This is a genomic window from Sinisalibacter aestuarii, assembly GCF_027923545.1.
Taxonomy (GTDB): domain Bacteria; phylum Pseudomonadota; class Alphaproteobacteria; order Rhodobacterales; family Rhodobacteraceae; genus Sinisalibacter; species Sinisalibacter aestuarii.
Genome location: NZ_BROH01000005.1, coordinates 58,265 through 79,331, shown reverse-complemented (window position 1 = coordinate 79,331; position 21,067 = coordinate 58,265). Strand labels below are relative to the sequence as shown.

19 protein-coding genes, 1 tRNA gene and 3 pseudogenes are annotated in these 21,067 nt (G+C 65.1%); 9 read left to right on the top strand and 14 right to left on the bottom strand.

Going from position 1 to position 21,067, the window contains the following annotated elements; genetic code table 11:
* The 3 genes from tmk to QMG28_RS10000 are packed head-to-tail and all read right to left on the bottom strand — an operon-like array spanning position 1 to position 2,755.
* Entirely contained in the window at positions 1 to 621 is a 621-nt protein-coding gene (tmk, locus tag QMG28_RS10010) for a dTMP kinase (RefSeq protein ID WP_281842140.1), read from the bottom strand.
* A 2-nt stretch (positions 622 to 623) separates the two neighbouring features.
* On the bottom strand, positions 624 to 1,841 hold the full coding sequence (locus QMG28_RS10005) for a D-alanyl-D-alanine carboxypeptidase family protein (protein ID WP_281842139.1): 1,218 nt from the start codon (positions 1,839 to 1,841) through the stop codon (positions 624 to 626).
* Between the two features lie 53 nt (positions 1,842 to 1,894).
* The gene (locus QMG28_RS10000; RefSeq protein ID WP_281842138.1) at positions 1,895 to 2,755 is read right to left on the bottom strand and encodes an SPOR domain-containing protein; all 861 of its coding nucleotides are present in this window, start codon (positions 2,753 to 2,755) and stop codon (positions 1,895 to 1,897) included.
* Between the two features lie 265 nt (positions 2,756 to 3,020).
* Here QMG28_RS10000 and QMG28_RS09995 point away from each other — a divergent pair.
* Positions 3,021 to 3,108: transfer RNA gene (locus QMG28_RS09995), tRNA-Ser, on the top strand.
* Positions 3,109 to 3,436: 328 nt separating this feature from the next.
* Here the strand turns inward: QMG28_RS09995 and QMG28_RS09990 are convergent.
* Positions 3,437 to 3,643 carry a hypothetical protein gene (locus QMG28_RS09990; protein ID WP_281842136.1) on the bottom strand — a complete coding sequence of 69 codons (207 nt, stop codon included), beginning with the start codon at positions 3,641 to 3,643 and terminating at the stop codon, positions 3,437 to 3,439.
* Entirely contained in the window at positions 3,643 to 3,936 is a 294-nt protein-coding gene (locus tag QMG28_RS09985) for a hypothetical protein (RefSeq protein ID WP_281842135.1), read from the bottom strand. The genes QMG28_RS09990 and QMG28_RS09985 overlap by 1 nt, the downstream gene beginning before the upstream one ends.
* Positions 3,937 to 4,039: 103 nt before the next feature.
* On the opposite strand from QMG28_RS09985, the gene QMG28_RS09980 reads away from it, so the two are divergent.
* From QMG28_RS09980 to QMG28_RS09955, 6 genes are all read left to right on the top strand, one after another.
* Positions 4,040 to 4,615, top strand: coding sequence for a hypothetical protein (locus QMG28_RS09980; protein WP_281842134.1), 576 nt, complete (start codon positions 4,040 to 4,042; stop codon positions 4,613 to 4,615).
* Positions 4,616 to 4,823: 208 nt separating this feature from the next.
* Positions 4,824 to 5,735: a LysR family transcriptional regulator gene (locus tag QMG28_RS09975; protein WP_281842133.1), complete on the top strand. Its 912-nt coding sequence runs from the start codon at positions 4,824 to 4,826 to the stop codon at positions 5,733 to 5,735.
* A gap of 80 nt (positions 5,736 to 5,815) precedes the next feature.
* Complete coding sequence (locus tag QMG28_RS09970; protein WP_281842131.1) at positions 5,816 to 6,502, top strand: NADPH-dependent F420 reductase; 687 nt, start codon at positions 5,816 to 5,818, stop codon at positions 6,500 to 6,502.
* Between the two features lie 26 nt (positions 6,503 to 6,528).
* Positions 6,529 to 6,972 carry a DoxX family protein gene (locus tag QMG28_RS09965; protein ID WP_281842130.1) on the top strand — a complete coding sequence of 148 codons (444 nt, stop codon included), beginning with the start codon at positions 6,529 to 6,531 and terminating at the stop codon, positions 6,970 to 6,972.
* A gap of 60 nt (positions 6,973 to 7,032) precedes the next feature.
* Positions 7,033 to 7,896, top strand: coding sequence for a VOC family protein (locus tag QMG28_RS09960; RefSeq protein ID WP_281842128.1), 864 nt, complete (start codon positions 7,033 to 7,035; stop codon positions 7,894 to 7,896).
* Positions 7,897 to 7,906: 10 nt separating this feature from the next.
* The gene (locus tag QMG28_RS09955; RefSeq protein ID WP_281842127.1) at positions 7,907 to 8,857 is read left to right on the top strand and encodes a glutathione S-transferase family protein; all 951 of its coding nucleotides are present in this window, start codon (positions 7,907 to 7,909) and stop codon (positions 8,855 to 8,857) included.
* 36 nt (positions 8,858 to 8,893) lie between these two features.
* Here QMG28_RS09955 and QMG28_RS09950 read toward each other — a convergent pair whose 3' ends face one another.
* The 7 genes and pseudogenes from QMG28_RS09950 to QMG28_RS09920 all read right to left on the bottom strand — a co-directional run bounded on the left by QMG28_RS09950 (position 8,894) and on the right by QMG28_RS09920 (position 16,413).
* The gene (locus tag QMG28_RS09950) at positions 8,894 to 9,373 is read right to left on the bottom strand and encodes a DUF411 domain-containing protein (RefSeq protein WP_281842126.1); all 480 of its coding nucleotides are present in this window, start codon (positions 9,371 to 9,373) and stop codon (positions 8,894 to 8,896) included.
* Positions 9,374 to 9,411: 38 nt separating this feature from the next.
* Positions 9,412 to 11,745 carry a heavy metal translocating P-type ATPase gene (locus QMG28_RS09945; protein ID WP_281842125.1) on the bottom strand — a complete coding sequence of 778 codons (2,334 nt, stop codon included), beginning with the start codon at positions 11,743 to 11,745 and terminating at the stop codon, positions 9,412 to 9,414.
* Between the two features lie 49 nt (positions 11,746 to 11,794).
* Positions 11,795 to 13,145: pseudogene (locus QMG28_RS09940) on the bottom strand (APC family permease).
* A pseudogene (locus QMG28_RS09935) lies at positions 13,145 to 13,808 on the bottom strand (TVP38/TMEM64 family protein). Before QMG28_RS09935 ends, QMG28_RS09940 begins: the two co-directional pseudogenes overlap by 1 nt.
* Position 13,809: 1 nt before the next feature.
* A complete protein-coding gene (locus tag QMG28_RS09930; RefSeq protein WP_281842123.1) occupies positions 13,810 to 14,196 on the bottom strand; it encodes a DUF302 domain-containing protein in 387 nt (128 codons plus the stop codon).
* A 228-nt stretch (positions 14,197 to 14,424) separates the two neighbouring features.
* Positions 14,425 to 15,943, bottom strand: a pseudogene (locus tag QMG28_RS09925) (multicopper oxidase family protein).
* Between the two features lie 74 nt (positions 15,944 to 16,017).
* Entirely contained in the window at positions 16,018 to 16,413 is a 396-nt protein-coding gene (locus tag QMG28_RS09920; protein ID WP_281842121.1) for a hypothetical protein, read from the bottom strand.
* Between the two features lie 132 nt (positions 16,414 to 16,545).
* On the opposite strand from QMG28_RS09920, the gene QMG28_RS09915 reads away from it, so the two are divergent.
* Positions 16,546 to 16,944, top strand: coding sequence for a c-type cytochrome (locus QMG28_RS09915; RefSeq protein ID WP_281842120.1), 399 nt, complete (start codon positions 16,546 to 16,548; stop codon positions 16,942 to 16,944).
* A gap of 533 nt (positions 16,945 to 17,477) precedes the next feature.
* Here QMG28_RS09915 and copM read toward each other — a convergent pair.
* Positions 17,478 to 17,831, bottom strand: coding sequence for a CopM family metallochaperone (gene copM, locus QMG28_RS09910; RefSeq protein WP_281842118.1), 354 nt, complete (start codon positions 17,829 to 17,831; stop codon positions 17,478 to 17,480).
* Between the two features lie 300 nt (positions 17,832 to 18,131).
* Between copM and QMG28_RS09905 the strand changes: the two genes are divergently transcribed.
* Complete coding sequence (locus QMG28_RS09905) at positions 18,132 to 18,674, top strand: hypothetical protein (RefSeq protein WP_281842116.1); 543 nt, start codon at positions 18,132 to 18,134, stop codon at positions 18,672 to 18,674.
* Between the two features lie 46 nt (positions 18,675 to 18,720).
* Here QMG28_RS09905 and uvrB read toward each other — a convergent pair whose 3' ends face one another.
* The gene (gene uvrB, locus QMG28_RS09900) at positions 18,721 to 20,877 is read right to left on the bottom strand and encodes an excinuclease ABC subunit UvrB (RefSeq protein WP_281842115.1); all 2,157 of its coding nucleotides are present in this window, start codon (positions 20,875 to 20,877) and stop codon (positions 18,721 to 18,723) included.
* Positions 20,878 to 21,067: the final 190 nt, after the last annotated feature.

Sequence of the window (21,067 nt, the reverse complement as noted above, 5' to 3'; positions counted from 1 at the left end):
TCATGCCAGCCGCTCCAGCGCGATCCGCGCCACGTCTCCGGCCACCGCCTCCGGGCTGCGGTCGCCGTCCACAACCACGCAGCGGCCGGAAAACTCCTGCGCCAGCGCGAGGAAGCCTGCGCGCATCTGTTCCTGCAGCCCGGCGCCGAAATCCTCGAACCGCTCCTCGGTGCCGTTGCGGCCCTTGGCGCGGGAATGGCCCTTGGACGGGTCCATGTCGATGATGAAGGTCAGGTCCGGCTCGCGCACGATCATCAGCTTGTGAAGCTGGTCGACCACCTCGCGCAGCCCCGGCGCGCGCAGCCCCTGATACATCCGGGTGCTGTCGGCGAAGCGGTCGCAGACCACCACCTCATCGGCGGCCAGCGCCGGCTCGATCACCCGTTCCAGATGGTCGCGCCGGGCGGCGGTGAAGAGCAGGATCTCGGTTTCCGCCGACCAGCGCTCGGGGTCGCCTTCCAGCACGAGGCGGCGGATTTCCTCGGCGCCCGGGCTGCCGCCGGGCTCGCGGGTGGCGCGCACTGCATGGCCCGCATCGCCCAGCGTTTCGGCCAGCATCCGCGCCTGGGTCGACTTGCCGGAGCCGTCGATCCCCTCGAAGGTGATGAACAATCCCGCCATGCTCAGTTGGTCAGCGCGTTCGTGGGTGCGGTCTCCACCGGCGCGGGGGCCGGGGCCGGGGCAGGCTCGTCGGCGATCAGGCCCTGCGCGATCGTATAAGCCTTGGCCGCCGCCGCCTTGAACCGCGGCAGAAAGCCGGCCTTGCCCACCGCCGCCTCGGCGAAGAGCGGCACCACCGTGTCCGACATGCCATCGCGCCGGATCGTCATGTCGCCAAGCTGCTGCCCGGCCGCAATCGGTGCCTCGACCGGGCCGATCCAGTTTACCTCGGCCTCGATCCCGTCGCCCGAGGTGACCGGCACGAGCAGCGACAGATCGGCCTGCGGCACGAGGCCGACCGTGGCGGCGTCGCCGAGGAAGACCGGCACTTCCGCCACGCGCTGCCCCGCCTTTACCGGCGTTTTCATGGCGAACTGGCGGAACGCCCAGTTGACGATCGCTTCGCTTTCGCTGGCCCGGACCTGTTCGCTGTCGAGCCCGGAAACGACGAAGACGATCCGCCGTTCGCCCTGCAGGGCCGAGCCGACCAGGCCGTAGCCCGCTTCCGAAGTGTGGCCCGTCTTGAGCCCGTCGGCACCGATCCCGAGCGTGAGCAGCGGATTGCGGTTGAACCGGTTGTCGGGCGCGCGCCCGTCGAACGGATATTCGGTCTGCGAGAAGTAATGGTAATATTGCGGAAACTCGGTGATCAGCCGCACCGCGATGATCGCCAGATCGCGCATCGACATGCGCTGGTTCGGATCCGGCCAGCCCGAGGAATTGGCGAAGGTGGCGGATTTCATCCCCAGCGCGCTGGCCCGTTCTGTCATCATCCGGGCGAAGGCGTCTTCGGTGCCACCCAGCCCTTCGGCTACGACGACGCAGGCATCGTTGCCGGAATTGACAATGATGCCCTGGATCAGCTCTTCGACCGTGGGCCGGTCGGTGGTGTTGAGGAACATCGTCGAGCCACCCATCGCCTGGGCCCGCTCCGACACGCGAAACCGCGTCTCCAGCGTCACCCGGCCATCGGCCAGCGCTTCGAACAGCATGTTGATCGTCATCAGCTTCGACATCGAGGCCGGCGGCAGCGGCGTGTCGGCGTTCTTTTCGAGCAGGACGGTATTGGTGGTGATGTCATAGACCACCGCCGCGCCCGCCGTGGTGTCGAAGGCCCGGGCGGGCAGGGCGGCGGCAAGAACGATGGCAATCGCAGCGATCAGGCGGGCGGCAGACGGCATGTCGCGGACGGGTCCTCTGGTCTGGTCTGCGGGCGGGCGCAGGGCCCAGCCCGTCAGTTGGTCACGAAATAGGCGTCGGTAAAGCCGAGCTCTTTGATCTTCTTCAGAAGCGCGGCGCGGTCGGCGCTGGTGGTGGCCGGGCCGACGATGACGCGCCAGAAGTTCTTGCCGCTCATCTTACCCTCTTTGACCGTCGGCACCATCCCGGCCTGGCGCAGCGATTGCGCGGTGTTCTCGGCGTTGGATTTTACCGAGAAGATGCCGATCTGGATGAACGGTTTTTCAAGCCCGGATGCGGCGGTGCGGGTCGCGGGCGGGGTGGCGGCCGATACGGCGGGTGCGGCCTCGGCCGCATCCAGCGCCGCGGCGGCGGCTTCGATCGGGTCGTCAAGCGAGGTGGCGGCCACCGCGGGCGCGGCAGCCAGCGCGCCGGCGGGCGCATCGCCATCGGTGGCGGGCGGGCCACCCACCGGCACCTCTTCGCGCCGCAGCGCGGTGACGTTGAGCGTGGCCGGCTGGCCCGCGAGCATCCCCAGCGCATCGGCGGCGTCGGAAGACACCTGGAAGGCCGGTCCCGGCGTCTGGCGCTCGGGCCGGTAGATTACGCCGACCACGAATTTGCTGTTGTCCTCGTTACGGATGATCACCCGCTCGGGATCCTGCACATCGGCATGCGCCACCCAGACGCCGCCGAGCGATGGCCGGCCGTCCCAGAGGCCGCGGTCGGTTTCCTGGAAAACCTCGGGTGCTTCCACGTCGCGTTCGACGGTGCGGGTGGTGGTGTTGGCCGCGGTCTCGCCGCCGCCGCTGCCGCTCGCTTGCAGGAAGGCGGGCATCTGCCCGTCTTCACAGGCGGTCAGGGCCAGCGCCCCCCCGAATGCCAGAACCAACCTGAAGTGGATTGAACGTGCCATGTCTCGCCTTTGCCCCTTGTTGCGCCGACGAATGCCACCGCAGATGGCACAACTCGCCTGCCCGGGCGCTTGTGATGCGCCTTGATGGCGCGACAATAACCGTCCCCGAGCGACATGAAAAGCCTCGCGCCTGCTTTGGGCGATTTCACGCGCGGTCGCGATCTGCTTTCAGAATCACCCGCGCCGGGGTATCGGGAAATCCGACCCGGAGGAGTGGCAGGGTGGTCGAATGCGGCGGTCTTGAAAACTCGTGCGGGGGTATTGCGGAAGGGTGGCAGAGTGGTCGATTGCACCGGTCTTGAAAACCGGCGATGTGCAAGCATCCGTGGGTTCGAATCCCACCCCTTCCGCCAATATTTTCAACAGGTTAGCGCCGTTCAGTTCCGCCCGCAAAACCCTGTTACAAGTTCGCTACAAAGCGAGGTTGTCAGGGTTGCGCGATTCGGTCGGTGCGCGCAGCTTGTAGCAGCCGTTAGCACGACGGGGCATACTTGCGAAAGATCTCGCCGACTGGAGTTAGAGATGACTTTCGAAGCCAACTGACTGATATCACTGCGTTTTATGACGCGGGGCTTGCGGCTTTCGGTGGTGATGAGCACAGATCGACGTTGACGGAGCAGAGTCTGCTGGCTGTTGCCGTTGCTTGGGAAGGTTTCGTCAGTGATATGTTTATCGCCTTCATCAATCGCGATCCTGCACGGTGATGGGGCCGTCCATATACTCCGCCATCGACAGTGCGAAGCGCACCGCAGCGTCCATCTTCGCGATGCGCTGCGTGCCAAGCAGGCGGCGTCCGTTTGGCGATGGTAAGTAGGTGGCGACCACAGTGTCGGTCGGGAACGGTATCCCGACTATGACATGGTTCCGGCCTGTGCAGATCATGGGCATCAACGGACCTCCTTGGCTTCCAGTTGAATGATGCGGGCTTCCAACTCCTCCTCCTTGCGCACCGAGGACAGCGTTCCGATCGAGCCGATAATCATTTGCCCTACGTCCGGCGGCACCTGTCCAGCGGCTACAGCCGCAAGCACGCTTTCGATTTGCTTGGCGATGGGCGGTTCGGGGTCGAAGTCGAACTCCACCGTCTGCGACTTGCTGCGCAGTGCAGGCGCGATGCGGGCGAGGACGTGGCCGCAGGCAACCATATCCCCTCCCTTGGCCGCCTCAAGCACGACGCGCACGACCTCCAACCCTTCCTCGTTCAGGGGGCGGGCGATCTTGTCGGTGCGGTTGCCGGCGCATCCGGATCTGGCATTGCGGGTCGGGCCATATTTTGACCACAGGGTGAAAGGCGAATACCAGCCGGTGCGGGCCGGTATCCGGATGCGGGGCGGTCAGGTGCGCAGCCTGCCGGTCCTGCGCCATAGCGACGAACAGGCGGAGATCCTGTGGGTCGCGATCTGTGACGACGAGCTCATCCAGGTCGTTGGTCGGGGTCGTGGTGTGAACCGGATCGCGGACAACCCTCTTGAGGTCCAAATCCTGGCCGATGTCGCGCTGCCGCAGGTCTACGACACCATCGGGACCTGGGATCTGGAGCGCCCGGACCTGGTCCAGCGGATGCTGCTCGCGGGGGTCGCGGTCGACAGCCCGACCAACGCGACGACGCTGCATCCGGGTTTGTTTGCGAACGCGGAGCAGGCAAAGAAGGCCTTCGAACGGATCGGATTTAAGGGACAAAACCCTTTAAAGACCTCTTGTAGGGAAATGTCCCTTAAATCGGCTCGGTATCGCAGGCCCGGACGCGGGCAATCCTGGCACCGGGCGTGGTGGGTCGAGGGCGACGGTCGGGATGTACGGGGAAAGCTCGAAGACGCGCTTGGTTGTCTGGTCGGTTGGACCCTGGAACAAGGCGGCTAGGTCCAGCTTGCTGGCAGCGCAATTCTTTGCGGCCGATACGCACAAACAGAACAAAAGTCCGCTGATGCTCGCCGACTACAGCGTCATGCGGGATCAGGTGCGCGCGTGTCGGGAGCGATGATCTTCAGCTCGCCGATCGATTCCTTTTTCTTCCCACGGTGGTTACAATGATCGATAGTAACCGCATATTACACTCCATGAGGAAGAAATGGACCGCCTCGACTGCGACCGGATGTTCATCGCCGTGATCGAGACAGGCAGCTTCACGGCGGCGGCAGAGAAGCTGGGCACGCGGTCCGGCCAGGCGTCCAAACTGATCTCGCGCCTGGAGACCGAGCTGGGCGTGCGGCTGCTCAACCGGACGACGCGATCCGTCGCGCCGACGGAGGCTGGGCGTGCCTACTACGATCGCCTGAAGCCGCTTGTCGATGAACTCGACACTCTCGACCTCGACATCCGGAACATCTCGCAGTCTCCGCGCGGGCGGCTGCGGCTGACGGCGCCCCTGACCTTCGGCACGCGCGAACTGGCTCCCGCGCTGAACGCATTCGCCGGACTCTATCCCGACATCGAACTCGATGTCACCTTCTCCGACCGGGTCGTCAACGTCGTCGATGAGGGGTTCGACCTTGCCGTTCGCGTCGGGCGTCCCGGCGATTCCAGCCTGATAATCCGCAGGCTCTGCGCCGTGCGCATCGTCGTGGTCGGCGCACGCTCCTATCTCGAGCAGCACGATGCGCCCACGTCGCCTACGGACCTTGGGCAGCACGCCTGCATCATCGACACCAACTTCCGCGAGCCGAACCGGTGGCCGTTCAAGGGCGAGACCGGCGAGATCGAGATGGCAATCGTCGATGGCCGCATCCGCTATTCGAACGCCGAGGCCTGCGTCCAGGCCGCAGAACTTGGACTCGGGCTCGCCTGCGTGCCCGCCTTCGTGGCGGGGGAGGCACTGCGTTCGGGCAGGCTGATCAGACTTCTGCCGTCGTTCGAACCCGATCCCTACGACGTACACGTCCTTTATCCGCACAGCCGCCATCTCGCGGCCAAGGTGCGCCTGCTGGTCGACTTCCTCTCCGAGCGATACAGGCAAACGCCGCATTGGGAGCAAGGCTGGTAAGTCATTACCCTGCATCGGGAAGCAATCATCTTCCCCGAAGGCGGATTATCGTCTTTCCGGGCAGGGGCTATGTTCTCCGCATGACGAACGAACTGGCGCTCAGCCGAACGCCGGATCTCAGAAGGAGAACGAAAATGAACATCTCGATCATTGGCGCCGGCAATATGGCGAAGGGTCTCGCGACCCGCTTCGCGAATGCCGGCCATCCCGTCACGCTCGCCAGCCGCGACGAAACTAAAGCCGACGCTGCCGCCCGGGAAGTGGGCAATGGCGTATCCTCCGCACCCATCGCCTCTGCCGCGCAATCGGCGGACATAGTCGTCCTGGCGGTGCCATTTGATGCCGCGGGCGGCGTCATCGAGGCGACCGGCGGCTTCGCAGGCAAGATCGTTGTCGACATCACTAACCCGATGAAGGCGGATTTTTCCGGCCTCAGCATCGGTCACGCGACCAGCGCCGCCGAGGAAATCCAGAAGCGCGCGCCGCAGGCGAAGGTCGTCAAGGCCTTCAACACCATCTTCGCGCAGGTGCTCCAGAACGGCGGTCGGGCCGCCGGCCGTCCCGCCACGGTCTTCGTTGCCGGAGACGACGAGGCCGCGCGGGCCGCAGTCGCCGAACTGGCGCGGAGCGCCGGCTTCGAGACGCTTGAGACCGGGGCGCTTGCCACCGCCCGCTACCTCGAGCCCGTCGCCGCGCTGAACATCACCCTCGGCTACGGCCTCGGCCACGGCACCGACATCGCCCCCACCTGGCAGCGCGCTGCCTGAGCTCCCTCGATTCAAGGAACATGACCATGACCTACGCAACCGTTACCACCACCGATCGCCCGTCGCTCGTCGACGGGGTCAGCAATGCCGACCTCGCCGCGACGATCCTGCGCGTCTCGATGGGCGTGCTCTTCCTCGCCCATGCCGGCCTGAAGCTCTTCGTCTTCACCCCGGCCGGGACAGTGGGCTACTTCGCCAGCCTCGGGTTGCCCGGGCCGCTCGCCTATCTCGTCATCGCGGCAGAGCTCTTCGGCGGCCTCGCGCTGATCCTCGGCGTCTACAGCCGCTGGGTGTCTCTCGCGCTGGTGCCGATCCTGCTCGGCTCGATATACGTGCCGCACGGCGCGGCCGGCTTCTTCTTCTCGAACGAAGGCGGCGGCTGGGAATTCCCGGCATTCTGGGCGGTGACGCTGGTCGTCCAGGCCCTGCTCGGCGACGGCGCTTTCGCCCTGAAGCGCAGCCGCGCCTGACCCCCCTTGCCGGCCGCGGGGGTCCTCCCGCGGCCGCACACATTCTCAAGGAGACCTGCCATGACCATCGCAGCCGACCACTTCGACATGACTGCCGCGCCGATGCGGATCGGGGCGGTCCGGCTCAAGGTGCGTGACCTCCGTGCGGTCTCTGCCTTCTACCAGTCCGTGCTCGGGCTCACCCCGGTCGCGACCGGCGAGGATCGCATCACGCTCGGCACCGGCGGCACGCCGCTGCTCGAATTGGTGGGCGCCCCAAGCCTTGCCCCGCTCGATCCGCAACAGGCCGGGCTTTTTCACACCGCCTTCCTGATGCCAAGCCGCGCCGATCTCGGGCGGTGGGTGGCGCATGTCGCCGCAGTGCGCGTGCCGCTGCAAGGCGCGTCGGACCACATCGTCAGCGAGGCGCTCTACCTGGCCGATCCCGAGGGCAACGGCATCGAGGTCTATGCCGACCGCCCGGTCTCTGACTGGCACGGCGAGAACGGCGAGATCCGGATGAGCACCGATCCGCTCGATGTGCAGGACCTGCTGCAAAGCGCCGCGGGCACCGAATGGTCGGGCTTCCCGGAGGCCGGCAGCGTCGGCCATGTCCACCTCCAGGTGGGCGACACGGCCGAGGCCGATCGCTTCTACCGGGATGTGCTCGGCCTCGATATCGCGGCGCGCTATCCCGGCGCCAGCTTCTACGGCAGCGGCGGCTATCACCACCAGCTTGCCGGCAACGTCTGGAACAGCCGCCAGGCCGGCAGGCGCCCCGAGGGTATGGCAGGTCTCGAGGCTGTCGAGATCCTTGTCCGGGATGCCATGAACATCACCGCCATTGCCGCACGCACCGACAGCGCCGGCGTAGCAAGCACCAGGAACGCCGATGGCTTGACCCTGCGCGACCCCTGGGGCACCGCAATCACGCTGAGGAATTGAGGAGACGACCATGCTGATGAACGGGAAATGGGTTGCGGACTGGCAGCCCGTCCAGGCCAAGGACGAGAAGGGTGGCTTTGTTCGCCAGTCCTCCAGTTTCCGCAACTGGATCACCCCTGACGGCAGCGCCGGGCCGACCGGCGAAGGCGGCTTCAGGGCCGAGCCCGGCCGCTACCACCTTTACGTCGCGCTGATCTGCCCATGGGCGTCGCGCACGCTGATCGGGCGCAAGTTGAAGGGACTGGAGGACGCGATCTCGGTATCGGTCGTCGAGCCCGAACTCTCCGACCAGGGCTGGCGCTTCGGCGAGGATGCCGACCCGATCAACGGCGCAAGCTACCTCCATGAGGTGTACACCCGCGCCGACCCGGACATCTCCGGCCGGGCCACGGTGCCGGTGCTGTGGGACAAGAAGCGCGGCACCATCGTAAACAACGAGTCCGCGGACATCCTGCGCATGCTGAACTCGGGCTTCGGCGACCTGGCGAACGACAGTTTCGACTTCTACCCGGCAGACCTTCGCGAGGAGATCGACGCGCTCAACGCCCGCATCTACACGGGCCTCAACAACGGCGTCTACCGCGCGGGCTTCGCCACCACGCAGGAAGCCTACGAGGAAGCCTTCCACGACGTCTTCGCGGTGCTCGACGAGCTCGAGGTGCGCCTCGGCGACGGCCGTGACTTCCTCCTGGGCGACCGTTTCACCGAGGCGGATGTGCGGCTCTTCGTGACGCTGGTGCGCTTCGATGTGGCCTATCACGGCCTCTTCAAGTGCAACTTGCGCCGCATTGCTGACTATTCCGCCCTGAGCCGCTATCAGGCCCGCATCCTCGCCATTCCCGGCGTGCGCGACACGATCAGCATCGACCATATCAAGCGCGGCTACTACTCGATAAAGGCTCTCAACCCGACCGGGATCGTTCCGGTAGGGCCACAGTTGGCAGCTGCCATGGAAAGCTAGTGGGCGATTCAGCGATCAGGCGACGGCCCGGGAGAATCACGCCACAGCATGGTGCGAAAATACCTCTGTGCCGCCATCGCGTCGGATCAGGAATACATCATAGGCCTCGCGCTCTGTCTCCGGTCCCATTCCGGGCGAGCCGTAGGGCATCCCGGGCACGGCGAGGCCGACCGCGTCAGGGAGCTCGTCCAGCAGGCGGCGAATGTCGGCAACGGGGACGTGGCCCTCGATCATGTAGTCTTCGACGCGACCTGTATGGCAGGAGGCCATCTCCTGCGGGATTCCGCTGTCGAGCTTGTAGCGCATCAGTAGCGTCCCGGTGCTCGCCTCGGTCGTGACGGTGAAACCGTCGTTCTCGAGGATTTCGATCCAGGCCGAGCAGCAGCCGCAATTGGGGTCTTTCATCACGTGGATCGCCGGTCCGGCGCCTTGGGCCAGAACCTTCAAGGGCGACCCAGCCACCAGCGTAGCTGCGCAGATTAGCAGCGTGCGGCGTGAATACGTTGTTTGGGTCATCTGATTTTCCTTTCGAGGTTGGATGTGTGGGTTGCAGGTCAGAGATCGACCCACCTGAGACGCAAGGCGTTGGTGATCACTGAGACCGACGACAGACTCATGGCCGCCGCCGCGATCATCGGCGAAAGCAGAAGGCCAGTGAGGGGATAGAGCACGCCGGCGGCGATCGGCACGCCCGCTGCGTTGTAGACGAAGGCGAAGAACAGGTTCTGCTTGATGTTCCTGAGCGTCGCCACGGCCAGCTTGCGCGCCCGCACGAGGCCAACGAGGTCCCCGCGCATCAGCGTTATCCCGGCGCTCTCCACCGCCACGTCGGCCCCGGTGCTCATGGCGATTCCGACGTCGGCAGCCGCCAGCGCAGGGGCGTCGTTCACGCCGTCGCCGGCCATCGCCACGGACTTGCCCTTGGCGCGAAGTTCCTCAACCAGCTTCTGCTTGTCTTCCGGCAGGACGCCCGCGCGCACCTCGTCGATGCCCAGCCGTGAGGCCACCGCCTCGGCCGTGCGCCGGTTGTCGCCGGTGGCCATGATGATGGTCAGCCCCAGCGCGTGGAGATCGCGGATCGCGGCCTCGGTTGTCTCCTTGATCGGATCGGCCACGGCAACAATCCCCGCAAGCGTCCCGTCGACGGCCACGAACATTGCAGTCTTGCCGTCCGCGCGCAGCGTGTCGGACTGCATCTCGGCCTTGTCTGTCGAGAACCCGAGATCCGTCATCATCGCCGCATTGCCGAGTGCGACCCTGCGGCCCGCGACAGTGCCGTGAACCCCTTTGCCGGTGACCGCCTCGAAGTCCTGTGCGGTATCGAGCGTCAACCCCCGCTCCTGCGAGCCGGCCACGATCGCCTCGGCCAGCGGATGCTCCGACCCGCGCTCGAGCGCGGCGGCAAGCCCCAGCACCTCCGCCTCGTCGCTATGAAGCGCCACCACATCGGTCAGTCGCGGCTTGCCCTCGGTCAACGTGCCGGTCTTGTCGACGATCACCGTATCGACCCGCGCCATGCGTTCCAGCGCCTCGGCATCCTTGATCAGGACCCCCGCCCGCGCGCCCCGGCCGGCGGCCGTGGTGATGGAGATCGGGGTGGCGAGCCCCAGCGCGCAGGGGCAGGCGATGATCAGGACCGACACGGCCGAGGCGATCGCGAAGGCCAGCGCCGGTTCGGGCCCGGCCCAGAGCCAGACACCGAAGGCGATGATGGCTATCAGAACGACGGTCGGCACAAAGACCGAAGAGACCTTGTCCGCGAGTCCCTGGATCGGCGCCCGCGACCGCCGCGCACCCGCGACCATCTCGACGATCTGCGACAGCACCGTGTCCGCGCCGACCTGCGTCGCACGCACCGCCAGCGTCCCGTTCTTGTTGATCGTGCCGCCGGTGACACGGTCGCCCTCGATCTTCTCCACCGGCACCGGCTCGCCCGTGATCATGCTTTCGTCGACCGACGACCGGCCCTCGACCACCTCGCCATCGACCGGAATGCTGTCGCCGGGCCGCACCCTCAGCAAGTCGCCTTCGGCGATGTTCTCCAGCGGCGCGTCGTATTCCGATCTGTCCGGCATGATCCGCCGCGCAGTCTTGGGCGCGAGGTCGAGCAGCGCCCGGATCGCGTCGCCCGTGCGCTCTCGCGCTCGCAGCTCCAGCACCTGGCCGACGAAGATCAGCGCGACGATGACGACCGCAGCCTCGTAGTACGTACCGACGCCGTGGTCCATCCTGTACTCGGCCGGAAACACGCCCGGCGCGAAGGTCGCGACGAGCGAATAGAGATACGCGGCACCGACCCCGAGCGAGATCAGCGTCCACATGTTCGGCGAGACATTGCGGATCGAGTCGATCCCGCGCCGGAAGAATGGCAGCGCGGCCCGGAGGATGATGGGCGTGGCCAGCACGAATTCCAGGTAGGTGGCTGCCCGGTGCCCGATCCAGTCGCGCACCGGCAACGCGACCAGCTCGCCCATCGTCAGGATGACCAGCGGCACGGCGGCCGCTGCCGAGATCCACATGCGTCGCGTGAAATCGACAAGCTCGTGACTCGGCTCGTCCGACGGCACCATGGGTTCCAGCGCCATCCCGCAGATCGGGCAGCTCCCCGGTTCGTCGCGGACGATCTCCGGATGCATCGGGCAGGTATATTGCGTGCCGGGCTGGACCCTCTGCTTGGCTTTCTTGGCGTTGCCGGAGGCGTAGAAGTACGGATCGGCGTCGAATTTCACTTGGCACCCGGCGGAGCAGAAGTGGAACGTATCGCCGCAGTAGTCGCGCATCCGCGCGCCCTCCTTGATCTCGACCTGCATCCCGCAGACCGGATCCGTCGCAGTCCTGGCGCCTGGTTTGATGTCGGAGGCAGCGTGATGGTGATGATGGGTTGCCATGGATTGATGTCCTTTCTGTCCCGGTATGCGGCCTCCAGTCGTTGGAAGGTCAAGAGGTGGGCTCGTGTCTTTCTTCTTGTGCGGAATGGTGGCTGCCATGCGCCGGTTCGCGTGATGGCGGATTGAGCGCGAGGAAGATGCGCTCAAACAGGAAAACGGCGGTCATACCGGCGATCGCGATGGCGACGATCAGCGGGTCGCTCTGCCATTTGAGCGCGGCGACGGCTGCGAGGGCCACCGTGTCCAGTCCGATCGCCGTCAGCAGGACCCATCCCCGCGCGCCGATCTCCTCCCGCAGGATCCGCCAGACACAACAGTGGATCAGGATGTCCATCACGAGGTAGAAGAAGGCACCAAGCGAGGCGATCCGGCTGAGGTCGAAGAAGATCGTCAGCGCGCTGGCGATCACCACCGTATAGACGAGCGTATGGTCGCGGATCGTGCCCGGCATGCCGAAATGGCCATGCGGAATCAGCTTCATGTCGATCAGCATGGCCAGCATCCGCGACACCGCGAAGATGCTGGCGATCACACCCGAGGCGGTCGCGACCAGCGCAAGCGCGACGGTCAGGTAGAAGCCGATGCGCCCGAGGGCAGGCTCAGCCGCCTCTGCCAGCGCGTAGTCCTGCGCCGCCACGATCCTGTCCAGCGGCAGCTTGGCGCCGACAGCGAAGGCGACGAGAAGGTAGACGACGACACAGATCGCGATGGAGATGACGATCGCGCGCCCGACGTTGCGGTGCGGGCCGGTGACCTCGGCGCCGCTGTTGGTGATCGTCGCGAAGCCCTTGAAGGCGAGGAACGCGGGGGCCACCGATGCAGGAAAGCCCGCAGCCGCGCCGCAATCCGCGCCTTCCGCCGGTTCGAACGAGAAGCCGCCGGCCCAGAGCCCGGCGATGCCGAAGGCCGCGATGCCGCCCACCTTGAGCACCGCCATGAGCTCCGACAGAAGACCCACGGAACGGTTGCCCGCCGCATGCACGAGGTTGGCGAAGACAGTGAGGCCCACGCCGATGGCGGGGACCAGCCAGCCCCGGGCTCCAGGTCGGGCCCCCGCAGCAGGTAAGTCGCAAATGTCCGCGCCACGAGGCTTTCGTTGATGACCATCGACAGCGCCATCAGCAGCGCGGCACCGGCCGCGACCGTCGTCGGACCGTAAGCCTTGGTCAGGATCATCCCGATCCCGCCCGCAGACGGCCAGGCGTTGGACATCTTGACGTAGGTATAGGCGCTGAATCCCGTCACCACGGCGCCAGCGACGAAAGCCAGGAGGAACAAGGGACCCGCAAATTCGGAGATCGCCCGGTCAGTGCGAGAATGCCGGCACCGATCATCACGCCGGTTCCCATTGTCACTGTGTCGAAGAGCGGCAGGCTGTTCTTCTGGTATCGCTGGGCCATCACCGCCTCCTTTCCGCCTTGCCCCGCGTCGCCGTCCAGATCAGCGGCAGCCCGGTCACGAGGCCGAGACCGAGGACCGCCCATGTGGCCCGGCCAAGGCCACCGCTCACCGCCGAAATGCGCCAGCAGGAAGCTCGCCGGGAAGATGCCGGCCAACCTCGCCGGTGCGAACCGCCAGGCGTGCAGGCGGCTGAGTCCGGCAGCGTAGCTGATCATGTTGAAGGAAACGAAGGGCATGAGGCGGCTCGCAAAGACTGTCGCCGTCAGCGCGGTCTGCGATCCGAGCAGCCCGGCATCGACCGAGGTGCCGAACACGCGCCGCAGGGCGTCGTCCCCCAGAACACGTGCAAGGCCGAAGGCGATCAGCGCGCCAAGCTCGGCGCCGATCACGACCTGAACCGTGCCCCAGACATGTCCGTAGGCCGCACCAGCCGCCAGCGCGATCGGTGCGCTCGGGATCGGGCTGGCCACGACCGCGATCGTCATGAGTGTGACAATCAGCACCGGCCCCCAAAGGCCCCCGCGCGCGACCAGCGTCTCCAGTCGCTCGGGCTCGAACCATTCCCGCATCTCGGCAAGGGCTGAAGGTGCGATGAGCCACACCCCGAGCAGGACGATTCCGAGGATCGCCAGACCAATGATAACACCGGCACGCAGGCTCATCTCAAACCGCTGCGACGGCCTCCGCCAGCAGATCGCGGACCTGGCCCGCAGCGGCGTGCAGCTCGGCGTTCTCGATCGCCTGCGTGGACGCAACCGGGTCGATGGCACCGACCTCCACGCCGCCCTCGACCTCACGCAGGATGACGTTGCAAGGCAGCATCGCGCCCACTCGCGGCTCGATCCCGATGGCCTGCCAGGCCATTTTCGGATTGCAGGCGCTGAGGATGCGATAGCCCGGCATCTGGACGTCGCGTTTCTTTTTCATCGTCGCCTTGACGTCGATCTCGGACAGAACGCCAAAACCGTGATCCGCCAGCGCCTTTCGCGCCCGAGCGTCGACATCGTCTATCTTCGCATCCAATATCATCCTGTTGATCGTGTAAGTCATTGCGAAGTCCTTTCTTTCATTTCCGAAGATATTTGATCAGCGCCGCTATGGCCAAAACCAGCAGCACAAGGATCAGCAGGCTGAACAGCTAGCCAAACCCCATACCCCAACCCATTCCGGCGCCCATGTCGTTCCAGTTCATGATGTCGTCCTCCTGTTTTCTCGGCTGCGAGGGACCCGTCTCTGCGGATTTCGCGAAAGGGTCCCGGAGCGCTCCACCGCCTGCTGTCAGACCGAAGCCGCGACCGCGAACTCGGTCATCATGCGGTCGCCAGGTGCGGCATGTGATGGCAATGGAGCACCCAGCGCGCGGCTTCGCCCGCGTCCAGCACCACGTCGACCATCGACCTCGGCGGCACGTAGACCGTGCCGCGCATTGCGCTGGCAACGCGCTGGCCATTGATGCCGACCACCTGGAACACGTGGCCGTGCAGATGCATCGGGTGCCCCATCATCGACATGTTGTGGAACGAGAGCACAACCCGCTCGCCGCTGCGTGCGACAACCGGCTGGTGCTGGCCCCAGACCGCTCCGTTGATCGTCCAGACATAGGGCTGCATCGAGCCGCTCAGCATCAGCATCTGGCTGCGATCCCCAGGGCGTTCCGGCAGGGCGTCCACCGCGATCAGCCGTGCTTCCTGCGCAAGATCGGTGTCGAACGCGGGCGCTTCAGCCTCCGCCAGTGCATCAACGCGCCGCACCTCGGCACCAGGCGTGGCGAGGATCAGACCGGTGCGCTCCGGCGCGCCTTCGCGCAGCGCGAGGATTGGCCAGGCGCTGCTTTCGCACGGCAGGTCGATCTCGAGATCGAGCCGCTGTCCCATGGCAAGCCCGAACCGGTTGCCCGGCAGCGGCTGTATCGCATGACCGTCCACCGCGACGAGGTGCGCCTCTGCCGCCCCGGTGTCGATCCAGAACACCGTGGCCGCCGCGGCGTTGATGACGCGAAGCCGGATGCGACCGCCGCGCTCGACCTGCACCACCTCGGGATCCGATAGCGTCCGGTCGTTGGCGAGGTAGGCGTCCCAGTCGTAGTCGTTCAGGTCCATGGCCATGCCGCCCATCTGGCCGCCCATGCCCATCATCCCGCCCATGCCCGGCATCCGGCCCATCGGGATGTCGACCATCGCCCCGTGATCCATGCCTGGCATGGCGCCCATGCCGCCGTTGGGCGTCCCCTGCATTGGTTGAGCGTCGCCGTGATGCACGTGACCGCCGCTGATTTCGGCCAGAACCTCTTCCGGGGCCTTGAACGAGAAGTCGTGCAGGAGCATCACGACTTCCTGCCTGTCGGCGGCGAGGTCCTCGGCCGAACGCACGATCAGCGGCGCAGCGAGCAGCTGCATCTGCTGGACCGGGACATGGCTGTGCATCCAGTGCGTGCCGGGCCGTGTCTCGAAGTCGTAGGACCGTGTCTCGCCCGGCGCGAGTAGGGGCATCAGCATGTCGGGCACGCCGTCCTGCGCATTGCGCGGGATTTGCCATGCCAGTGTATGATCGTGCCGATGTCGAGATCGTTGGTCAGATCGACCCGGAACCGCTGTCCGGGATCGAATACCAGCCCCTGACGGCCGGGCCCGGCAAGGCCGAAGACCGAGGCCGCGCGGCCGTCGATGTCGAGCGTGCGCGTGGCGGCAGCGAGGTGGATCGGAGCCACCGACTGTCCGAGGGCAAGACGGGGCATGTGCGCAACTGCGACGGCTGCCGCAATTGCGGCGAGAAAGCCGCGTCGCGAAAGAGTGTTCATTGTCGTCTCCTCGGGACATTCCGTCCCGTGCATGAATGCCTATGGGACGCCGCGGGCGTCGGCCAGCGGCACGCTCAGAGGAGACGGAGCTTGGGAGGGCGTTCGTTTAGTCCTTGCGCCTGGCTGACATGATTTGCCTCGGATGGGAGATCGTGGCTGGCTGGCCCGTACGCGTCTGCGGCTTCCACATCTGGCATCGTCAGGAAGACCGACAGACCCGCGCAGACGAACTCGCACATTGCGGCGTCCGCAGATCCACAATGCTGGCTGCCCTCACAAGAGGGATGAGCGTCAGCGGACGCTTGCATCATCACGGCCGGATGGAGCGCGTGGTCCGCCTGCATGCCATCCATCCGCGCAGCATGGGCTGCGCTGATCGTCGTAGCCACGGCGATCGAGATTATGGCAAGCGTGGAGAGGACTCGGACGAGCATGCCGGAAAGATAGGCATTGCTCGCTAAAATGCCCATTGCCGCCGGTGATACGTCTCTGGCACATCTGGCCTCGGCGTGGAGGCGATGGATTTTGATGCAATCGGGACCGAGCACTTGAGAAGAGGCGTCCGAATAGCGGTGGCAGGCGGTTTATAGGCAGGCGGCGTGGTGATCGCGGGCTGGCACTACGGCAGTACTACATCCAGCGGTGTCGCCTCGGCAGAGGTCGTCTCGCAAGGACGGCAGATCTATTCCGATCGATGCGCCGCATGCCACGGGACCGATCTCGAAGGCCAACCTGATTGGCGCTCGCCGCTTCCCTCGGGCCGGTTGCCAGCGCCTCCCCATGACGCCAGCGGCCACACCTGGCACCATCCCGACGATGTGTTGTTCCGCATCGTGAAGGAAGGCACGGCCACGATCGTTGCGGGCGGCTACGAGAGCGACATGCCGGGGTTCGGAGGCGTTCTGAGCGACGCCGAAATCCGCGCCGTGCTCGCCGACATCAAGAGCACCTGGCCGGAGCGCGAGAGCAGCTATCAGGAACGCGTGTCACAGGGAAACTAGGCCCTCCGAGCAGAGCTGATGCGGGGCATGGCCGCTGAGTCATTGGTAGGCGGAGAGTTTAGTGAAACGGTTCAGGAACAACAACTTAAGGTGGAGATGGTTGGATATCAGGCCCATCCCCTCCGCCAAAAAAATCGGCTACCTAGAGATAGATCACGCCTCCCGCCGTTGCTCTGCCGCAAACGCGCTTCAGGCTGGCCGTTTAGGGGGGGCGGGATCGGCTCGGGCGGCTTGCAGGTAACATTTTCTACAGCCATGCAGACGGTCGCTGTGCCGCTGAGGCTAAAGGGGGCATGAGCACTTGGCTAAGGGTGTTGGGACTCGCGCTGAACATGCTTGGCGCGATTGTTTTAGCTATTCGGGTCAAAAGGTTGATGGATACTACCGCGGCGGTATGCAGGTCTGGCGGATGCTGGGGCTGAGCGTGACCGAGTAGGGCGACCCGTAGGGTGCGCCTTCAGGCGCACCGGAATGGCGAAACGCGGGGAACAGGTGCGCCTGAAGGCGCACCCTACGCGGCCCTTGAGCCGGCGTCAGCCGCCATGCGCCTCAAGCCAGGCGCGCATCCAGGAAATCTCTTCCTCCTGCGCGGCGATCACGGCTTCGGCGAGCGCCCGCACCTCGGGATCGCTGCCGTGCTCCAGCACGATCCGGGCCATCGCCACGGCCCCCTCGTGGTGCGGGATCATGCCCCGGACGAAGTCGATATCCGCGTCGCCCGTGAACGCGATTGCCATGCCCTCATGCATGGCGGCATTGGCGGCGATATAGGCGGCGGTGGAAGGCGCGGCGTCGGCGCTGGGCGCCATATGGCCGGAATGGTCCTGCGCCGCAGCGGGCAGGGCGGCGAACAGGGCAAGGGCGGCGAGGGTGGTCCTGACGAACATGGCGTGCCTTTTCGGTGAGAGAAACGGACCGATCAGATGCCGGGGCAGGGGCGGCTGGCAAATCACGTGTGCGTGGGGGGTGGAAAGAGGTTCGGCGCGAACGGGTTGGGTGAGTGAGACGCCGTAGGGCGGGGTTTCACCCCGCCGTTTGTGGTGGATTGGTGGGGTGAGACCCCACGCTACGCTTGCAATAGGAGTTTACTTGCGCCCCAATTGGTCTTGAACCAGAGTTATCCATTTAACGCACAATAGGGAGGCGAAGAATTGCGTGAGGACAGTGTGACAATTGCATTCGACCTGATGCGCCTCGAGTTGGATGAAGAGGTGGAAAGCTTGAACTCCGAAGGGGCGACGGCATTCCGCGAGTCTGAATATGAGAACGCGAGGGCTCTGTCGGAGCGTGGTGTTGCGCTTCAAGGTTTTCTCGAGAAAGTTGAAACGCTCGCCACGGAATGGCGTGAAAATTTTGCCGCGAATTTCCCAGAAATGCGCGAAACCGAATCCGGCGAGATGCCGCATAGACAAATTCTCTCCGCGAGTAAGTCGCCAAGAACACTGCTGTTAGTGCGTTTTCCTGACGGGACAACTATTTATGAACAGAAGGCATCAGATACTTTCGCTGCGTCCTTGGAAAAGATCGGTCTAAACCGCGTTGCCAAGCTTGGTATGAAGGTCAACAAAGAAGACCTCGTGTCGCGGGAGCCGTCGAAAATATACAATGACACCAATCGTGCAGGCTATTTTGTGAAGACTCATAGCAGCACAAAATCAAAAAAACGCCAATTGGACGAGATTTCAGGTAAGTTGAAAGTGGGGCTTCAGGTTCGGATAGTCGACGGGTGAGGTCACCAAATTTTGGGACCTATTCGCATCCAAGGAGCGCGTGCCATTATGACCGCCGCTTCCCCCTAGTCACCCTCTGCCCCGGCTTCCCAGCCGTAGACCGCCCCTTCACCCGCGTCTCGCTCGCCGCCTCCACAGCCGACTGCCGCGCCAGCGGGTCGTCCGCCACCGCCAGCTCCACAGCCTCCAGCCGGTGAATTTCATCGCGCAGCCTTGCAGCCTCCTCGAATTCCAGGTTCTCCGCCGCCTTGCGCATATCCGCCCTAAGCGCGTCCAGATGCGCCGCAAGGTTCCCCCCGACCATCGCCTTGTCGACCTTGGCGGTGACGCGCGACATATCGGTGTCGCCCTGGTAGAGCCCGGCGAGCACATCCTCGACGTTCTTCTTCACCGTCTCCGGCGTGATCCCGTGTTCCTCGTTATAGGCCACCTGCCGGGCGCGGCGCCGCTCGGTCTCGGCCAAGGCGCGCTCCATCGAGCCGGTGATGCGGTCGGCATACATGATCACCCGGCCCTCGGCGTTGCGCGCCGCGCGGCCGATGGTCTGGATCAGCGAGGTCTCGGAGCGCAGGAAGCCCTCCTTGTCGGCATCCAGAATGGCCACCAGCCCGCATTCGGGAATGTCGAGCCCCTCGCGCAGCAGGTTGATCCCCACCAGCACGTCGAACGCCCCCAGCCGCAGATCGCGCAGGATTTCGATCCGCTCGATCGTGTCGATATCGGAATGCATGTAGCGCACGCGGATGCCCTGTTCGTGCATGTATTCGGTCAGGTCTTCGGCCATCCGCTTGGTGAGCGTGGTCACCAGCGTGCGCATGCCCTTGGCGGACACCTTGCGCACCTCGTCCAGCAGATCGTCCACCTGCATCTCGACCGGGCGGATTTCCACCTGCGGGTCGAGCAGCCCGGTGGGGCGGATGACCTGTTCGGTAAACACCCCGCCGGTGCGGTCGAGCTCCCATGAGCCGGGCGTGGCCGAGACGAACACGCTTTGCGGCCGCATCGCATCCCATTCCTCGAATTTCAGCGGGCGGTTATCCATGCAGGAGGGCAGGCGGAAGCCGTGCTCGGCGAGCGTGAACTTGCGCCGGTAGTCGCCGCGATACATGCCGCCGATCTGCGGCACGGTGACGTGTGACTCGTCGGCAAAGACCAGCGCGTTGTCGGGGATGTATTCAAACAGCGTGGGGGGCGGTTCGCCGGGGGCGCGGCCGGTGAGGTAGCGCGAATAGTTCTCGATCCCGTTGCAATGGCCGGTCGCCTCCATCATCTCAAGGTCGAACCGCGTGCGCTGTTCCAGCCGCTGCGCCTCCAGCAGCTTGCCCTCCGCCTCGAATTCCTTGAGCCGCTTTTCCAGCTCCGCCTTGATCCCCTTCATCGCCTGTTTCAGTGTCGGCGTGGGCGTGACGTAATGCGAATTGGCGTAGACCCGCACCTTGTCGAGCGCATCGGTCTTGGCGCCGGTCAGCGTGTCGAACTCGGTGATCGCCTCCAGCTCCTCGCCGAAGAACGAAAGCCGCCAGCCGCGGTCTTCGAGATGCGAGGGCCAGATTTCGAGGCTGTCGCCGCGCACCCGGAAGGTGCCGCGGGCAAAGGCATTGTCGTTGCGCTTGTACTGCTGGGCGATCAGGTCCTTCATCACCGCGCGCTGGTCGTAGTCCTTGCCCACCTCCAGATCCTGGCTCATCGCCGTATAGGTCTCGGGCGAGCCGATGCCGTAGATGCAGCTCACCGAGGCGACGATGATCACGTCGTCGCGTTCCAGCAGAGCGCGGGTGGCCGAGTGGCGCATCCGGTCGATCTGCTCGTTGATCTGGCTTTCCTTCTCGATGAACGTATCGGTGCGCGGCACATAGGCTTCGGGCTGGTAGTAATCGTAGTAGGAGACGAAATATTCGACGCTGTTTTCAGGGAAGAAGCCCTTGAATTCGCCGTAAAGCTGGGCCGCCAGCGTCTTGTTCGGGGCGAGGATGATCGCCGGGCGCTGGGTCTCTTCGATCACCTTGGCCATCGTGTAGGTCTTGCCCGTGCCGGTGGCGCCGAGCAGCACCTGATCGCGCTCGCCGGTCTCGACCCCGCCCGACAGTTCGGCAATCGCGGTGGGCTGGTCGCCCGCAGGCTTGAACGTGGTGTGCATCACGAAACGCTTGCCGCCTTCGAGCTTGGGGCGCGGGGCGGGGGCGACGGGGGCGTCATCGGGCATGGCGAGTCTCCTGTTCGCGCTATGTTCGCCCCGTTTGGGCGGGCTTTCAAGGGGCTTTGGCCGGGGGTGCCCATGCCGGATGCGTTAACGGCGGGTTACTACCTTAGGGAGAAATTTATGAAGTTAAATGCTCTTAAAAAGTGTTTTTTCTGTTGCGTTGGGGCAGGGCAGGCGGCTAGGCTCCGAGTGC

Coding starts and splice junctions, on each gene's coding strand:
- tmk (WP_281842140.1), bottom strand. CDS start 621: ATGGCGGGATTGTTCATCACCTTCGAGGGGATCGACGGCTCCGGCAAG.
- QMG28_RS10005 (WP_281842139.1), bottom strand. CDS start 1,841: ATGCCGTCTGCCGCCCGCCTGATCGCTGCGATTGCCATCGTTCTTGCC.
- QMG28_RS10000 (WP_281842138.1), bottom strand. CDS start 2,755: ATGGCACGTTCAATCCACTTCAGGTTGGTTCTGGCATTCGGGGGGGCG.
- QMG28_RS09990 (WP_281842136.1), bottom strand. CDS start 3,643: ATGCCCATGATCTGCACAGGCCGGAACCATGTCATAGTCGGGATACCG.
- QMG28_RS09975 (WP_281842133.1), top strand. CDS start 4,824: ATGGACCGCCTCGACTGCGACCGGATGTTCATCGCCGTGATCGAGACA.
- QMG28_RS09970 (WP_281842131.1), top strand. CDS start 5,816: ATGACGAACGAACTGGCGCTCAGCCGAACGCCGGATCTCAGAAGGAGA.
- QMG28_RS09965 (WP_281842130.1), top strand. CDS start 6,529: ATGACCTACGCAACCGTTACCACCACCGATCGCCCGTCGCTCGTCGAC.
- QMG28_RS09960 (WP_281842128.1), top strand. CDS start 7,033: ATGACCATCGCAGCCGACCACTTCGACATGACTGCCGCGCCGATGCGG.
- QMG28_RS09955 (WP_281842127.1), top strand. CDS start 7,907: ATGCTGATGAACGGGAAATGGGTTGCGGACTGGCAGCCCGTCCAGGCC.
- QMG28_RS09950 (WP_281842126.1), bottom strand. CDS start 9,373: ATGACCCAAACAACGTATTCACGCCGCACGCTGCTAATCTGCGCAGCT.
- QMG28_RS09945 (WP_281842125.1), bottom strand. CDS start 11,745: ATGGCAACCCATCATCACCATCACGCTGCCTCCGACATCAAACCAGGC.
- QMG28_RS09930 (WP_281842123.1), bottom strand. CDS start 14,196: ATGACTTACACGATCAACAGGATGATATTGGATGCGAAGATAGACGAT.
- QMG28_RS09920 (WP_281842121.1), bottom strand. CDS start 16,413: ATGGGCATTTTAGCGAGCAATGCCTATCTTTCCGGCATGCTCGTCCGA.
- copM (WP_281842118.1), bottom strand. CDS start 17,831: ATGTTCGTCAGGACCACCCTCGCCGCCCTTGCCCTGTTCGCCGCCCTG.
- QMG28_RS09905 (WP_281842116.1), top strand. CDS start 18,132: ATGCGCCTCGAGTTGGATGAAGAGGTGGAAAGCTTGAACTCCGAAGGG.
- uvrB (WP_281842115.1), bottom strand. CDS start 20,877: ATGCCCGATGACGCCCCCGTCGCCCCCGCCCCGCGCCCCAAGCTCGAA.